At 71.2% G+C, this 233-nt stretch carries 1 protein-coding gene; it reads right to left on the reverse strand.

Annotation, left to right across the window (positions count from 1 at the left end):
- Window positions 1–233: aldehyde dehydrogenase family protein (locus tag KVS71_RS19130; RefSeq protein ID WP_217585318.1), on the reverse strand; the 233-nt coding region annotated here is incomplete at both ends.

The raw sequence follows: 233 nt of genomic DNA on the forward strand, positions 1-233 counted from the left end.
CCACGCGAGCACCAGCAGCGGGAAGTTCCACGGGATGACCTGCCGGGCGACGCCCAGCGCACGCGGGTTCGCACCCAGACCGGCGTAGACGAGCTTGTCTGCCCAGCCCGCGTAGTAGAAGAACCAGGACGCGACGAGGGGCACGTCCACGGCGCGGCTCTCCTTGATCGGCTTGCCGTTGTCGGGGCTCTCGGCGACGGCCAACTCGCCGGGGCGCTCCTGCACGTGGCGGG

It is taken from the genome of Microbacterium sp. GbtcB4 (assembly GCF_019091465.1).
GTDB classification, from domain to species: Bacteria; Actinomycetota; Actinomycetes; order Actinomycetales; family Microbacteriaceae; genus Microbacterium; species Microbacterium paraoxydans.